The organism is Natronospira sp. (assembly GCF_007134575.1).
In the GTDB taxonomy this organism is placed as follows: Bacteria; Pseudomonadota; Gammaproteobacteria; order Natronospirales; family Natronospiraceae; genus Natronospira; species Natronospira elongata.
In genome coordinates this window covers 1-3,663 of record NZ_SLKM01000159.1, presented here as the reverse complement: position 1 = coordinate 3,663, position 3,663 = coordinate 1, and the positions used below count along the sequence as shown (strand labels likewise).

3 protein-coding genes and 1 pseudogene are annotated in these 3,663 nt (G+C 63.2%); 3 read left to right on the top strand and 1 reads right to left on the bottom strand.

Going from position 1 to position 3,663, the window contains the following annotated elements; translation table 11 throughout:
- Both acnA and ACJWXQ_RS06365 read left to right on the top strand, forming a co-directional pair.
- Nucleotides 1-972: pseudogene (acnA, locus tag ACJWXQ_RS06370) on the top strand (aconitate hydratase); the annotation flags it as partial.
- A gap of 161 nt (nt 973-1,133) precedes the next feature.
- Nucleotides 1,134-1,850 (top strand): NAD-dependent deacylase, encoded by a 717-nt coding sequence (locus ACJWXQ_RS06365; protein WP_346051174.1) that lies wholly within the window; start codon nt 1,134-1,136, stop codon nt 1,848-1,850.
- A gap of 48 nt (nt 1,851-1,898) precedes the next feature.
- On the opposite strand, the gene ACJWXQ_RS06360 is transcribed toward ACJWXQ_RS06365, so the two are convergent.
- On the bottom strand, nt 1,899-2,753 hold the full coding sequence (locus ACJWXQ_RS06360) for a sulfurtransferase (protein ID WP_346051173.1): 855 nt from the start codon (nt 2,751-2,753) through the stop codon (nt 1,899-1,901).
- A 79-nt stretch (nt 2,754-2,832) separates the two neighbouring features.
- Between ACJWXQ_RS06360 and ACJWXQ_RS06355 the strand changes: the two genes are divergently transcribed.
- Nucleotides 2,833-3,651 carry an SDR family oxidoreductase gene (locus ACJWXQ_RS06355; protein ID WP_406672393.1) on the top strand — a complete coding sequence of 273 codons (819 nt, stop codon included), beginning with the start codon at nt 2,833-2,835 and terminating at the stop codon, nt 3,649-3,651.
- Nucleotides 3,652-3,663 lie beyond the last annotated feature (12 nt).

Below are 3,663 nucleotides of genomic sequence, written 5' to 3'. Positions count from 1 at the left end.
GACAAGGACGGCAAGCCGGTCTACTTCAAGGATCTGTGGCCGGATTCCGGCGAGATCCAGGAGCTGGTGACCAGCACTATCAACTCCGGCATGTTCCATTCCAGTTATTCCGGCGTGTTTGCCGGCGACGAGAACTGGAACAGCCTGGATGTGCCCGAGGGTGATCTCTTCGATTGGGATGATGATTCCACCTACGTGAAAAACCCGCCCTACTTCGAGGGCATGGGCATGGAGCCCGGCAAGGTGGAAGACATCAAGGGTGCCCGCTGCCTGGCCCTGCTGGGTGACTCGGTCACCACCGACCACATCTCTCCCGCCGGTGCCATTCCCAAGAAGAGCCCGGCCGGCGAGTACCTGATAAGCAAGGGTGTGGAACCGGCGCAGTTCAACTCCTTCGGTTCCCGTCGTGGCAATCACGAAGTCATGATGCGCGGCACCTTCGGCAACGTCCGCCTGCGTAACCTGCTAGCCCCCGGTACCGAGGGCGGCTGGACCCGTTACCAGCCGGAGGACGAAGAGATGAGCATCTATGATGCCTCCATGAAGTATCAGGAGAACGATGTGCCGCTGGTGGTCATCGCCGGCAAGGAATACGGCACCGGTTCTTCCCGTGACTGGGCCGCCAAGGGCACCCGTCTGCTGGGCGTGAAGGCCGTGATCACCGAGAGCTATGAGCGTATCCACCGCTCCAACCTGATCGGCATGGGCGTGCTGCCCCTGCAGTTCAAGGACGGTGACAGCGCCGAGAAACTGGGCCTGACCGGCAAGGAAACCTTCGACATCACCGACCTTGACGGCGGCGATGCCAGCGAAGTCACGGTCACGGCCAAGGCCGAGGACGGCAAGGAGATCACCTTCCAGGCCGTTGTCCGCCTGGATACGCCCAAGGAGCGTGACTACTTCCAGCACGGCGGCATTCTGCACTACGTGCTGCGGCAGTTGATCGCCCGCAAGGAAGCCGTCACTGCCTGATCTTTGCGGTGAATACCGGAAAGGAAAAAGCCCCGCTTCGGCGGGGCTTTTTTCGGGCCGATATGACAGACCTGTGGGAGCGGCTTTGGCCGCGATGGGAGGCTGATCGAGACCATAATCGCCGCTAAAGCCGCTCCTACGGGAATTGGGAGAAGCAAGCGATGGAAAAGCTGACAGAGCAACTTCGGCAAGCGCGGCGTGTGGTCGTGCTGACCGGTTCGGGTATCTCGGCCGACAGTGGCGTGCCCACCTTTCGCGATCCCCAGGAAGGGCTGTGGGCGAAGTTCCAGCCCCAGGACCTGGCCACACCGGAAGCCTTTCGCCATGACCCCGACTTTGTCTGGCAGTGGTATCAATGGCGACGCAAGCGCGTGTTGTCAGTGGAACCCAATGCCGGACATGAAGCACTGGCCACGCTGGCGGAGAAGCACCCGGCCCTGACCCTGGTGACCCAGAATGTGGATGGACTGCATCAGCGGGCCGGACACCGCGATGTGATCGAGTTCCACGGCAATATTCACCGCAATCACTGTCTCGACAATGGCCATGAAGTGAGGGTGGAGGGCCATCCGGACAAGCCGCCCCGCTGCCGGCTCTGCGAGAGTCTGGCGAGACCGAGCGTGGTCTGGTTCGGGGAAGCAATCCCGGAGCGGGCGCTGGAACGTTCAGTGGCGGCGGCTCAGCAGGCCGAGCTGTTCATTGCCATTGGTACCTCGGCCACGGTCTATCCGGCGGCGGGCCTGGCCGACCTGGCACGGGAAAACGGCGCCACCATCGCCGAGATCAACCCGGAGGCAACGCAAATGAGCGCGGTGGACATCACCATCCGCGCCCGGGCCGCCGAGGCCCTCCCTGCCCTGCTTGCCGGGTGGGATTAAACCCCGGGTGTGAATCCCCCTTCTTCTGTGGAAGCGCTTCCAGAGGCTTCATTCGCCCCGGGCGACAGGTCGACTCGGGTCTCGAATCCACTCACTCCAGGAGCCGACATACAGGGCCGAGCCCTTCAGGCCGGCGTATTCCATGGCAAAGAGGTTGTGACAGGCCGATACGCCCGAGCCACACATATGAACGGCCTGCCCTGCCTCGTGGGGCGGCAGCGCGGCAACAAAACGCTCGCGCAGAGTCTCGACAGGCTTCCAGCGACCCTGCTCGTCCAGGTTGTCGGCAAAGGGCAGATTGACGGCGCCGGGGATATGACCGGCGACGGCGTCGATCGGCTCTTCCTCGCCCCTGAAACGAACCGGGCCACGGGCATCTATCAGCCGCAGGCGATCTTGCTCCAGACCCTGCTGCAGCTCGTCGGCATTCACTACCGGCATCTGATTGGGGGTACCGGTGTAATCACTGGGGTCGGTCTCGCTCTGCCCCGTTTCCAGGCGATCAATATGCTCCCGCCAGGCCGACAGACCCCCATCCAGCAAGGCCGCCTGCCCGTGGCCGAACCAGCGCAGCAACCACCAGCAACGCACGGCAAAGGCCCCGCCGCTGTCATCGTAAACCACTACCGGACGCTCGGGCGTCAGGCCGACGTCGGCCAGAAACCGGCGAAAATCCTCCGGGATGGGCAGTGGATGGCGACCCGTCTCCGCCGTCTTCGCACCACTCAGATCGCTTTCCAGGTCGGCATGACCAGCGCCCGGGATATGACCGGCCAGCCAGGCCTTGCGACCAGCGGCGTGATCCGACAGCGCCGCTTGGCAATCGATCACCAGGGGCGGACTGTCCTGCCGTAACAGGCGGTCAAGGCTGGGTGCATCAATCAGCATTGGCAGTTGCTTCATCCTGCTCTCCTGTGATTTCTTGGCCTTTTATGCTCCCGAGCACCACTGACCATCACTGATCAACTAGCGAGAACATACCATGAGGACACTCGCCAAGCGGACCTTGTTCATTACCGGCGCCAGCCGGGGCATCGGTCGGGCCATTGCCCTGCGGGCCGCCCGGGATGGGGCCAATATCGTGATCGCCGCCAAGACCGACCGCCGCCATCCCAAGCTGCCGGGCACCATCCACTCGGTGGCCGAGGAAGTGGAAGCCGCCGGTGGCCGCGCCCTGCCCCTGAAAGTGGATATTCGGGATGAGGCGCGGGTGAAGGAAGCGGTGGATCAGGCCGTGGCGCATTTCGGTGGCCTTGACGCCCTGGTCAACAACGCCAGCGCCATCTGGCTCAAGCCCGCCGAAGACGTCCCCATGAAACGCTATGACCTGATGTTTGACGTCAATGTGCGGGGCAGCTTTCTCTGCGCCCGGACCTGCATCCCCCATCTGCGTCGGTCGGACAACCCCCATATTCTCACCCTGTCACCGCCGATCAATCTCGACCCGCGCTGGTTTCAGGATCATACCGCCTACACCGCTTCCAAATACGCCATGAGCATGATGGCGGTGGGCCTGGCCGCGGAGCTGAAGGAAGACGGCATCGCCAGCAATGCCCTGTGGCCCAGGACGGTCATCAACACCGCCGCCCTGGCCATGCTGGGCGGCCTGATCAAGCCGGAACAGACACGCCAACCCGAGATCATGGCCGACGCCGCCCATGCGGTGTTGACGGCCCCGGCGAGCCAACGCAGCGGCGCATGCCTGATCGACGAGGAGGTCCTGAAGGAAGCCGGGGTGAGGGATTTCAACCACTACGCGGTGGATGCCAGCGAACCCCTGACACCGGATTTGTTTCTTTGAGTGAGGGGGCAG

Bases quoted from the DNA above. Each gene is read 5' to 3' on its own strand.
- ACJWXQ_RS06365 (WP_346051174.1), top strand. From the start codon at position 1,134: ATGGAAAAGCTGACAGAGCAACTTCGGCAAGCGCGGCGTGTGGTCGTG.
- ACJWXQ_RS06355 (WP_406672393.1), top strand. From the start codon at position 2,833: ATGAGGACACTCGCCAAGCGGACCTTGTTCATTACCGGCGCCAGCCGG.
- ACJWXQ_RS06360 (WP_346051173.1), bottom strand. From the start codon at position 2,753: ATGAAGCAACTGCCAATGCTGATTGATGCACCCAGCCTTGACCGCCTG.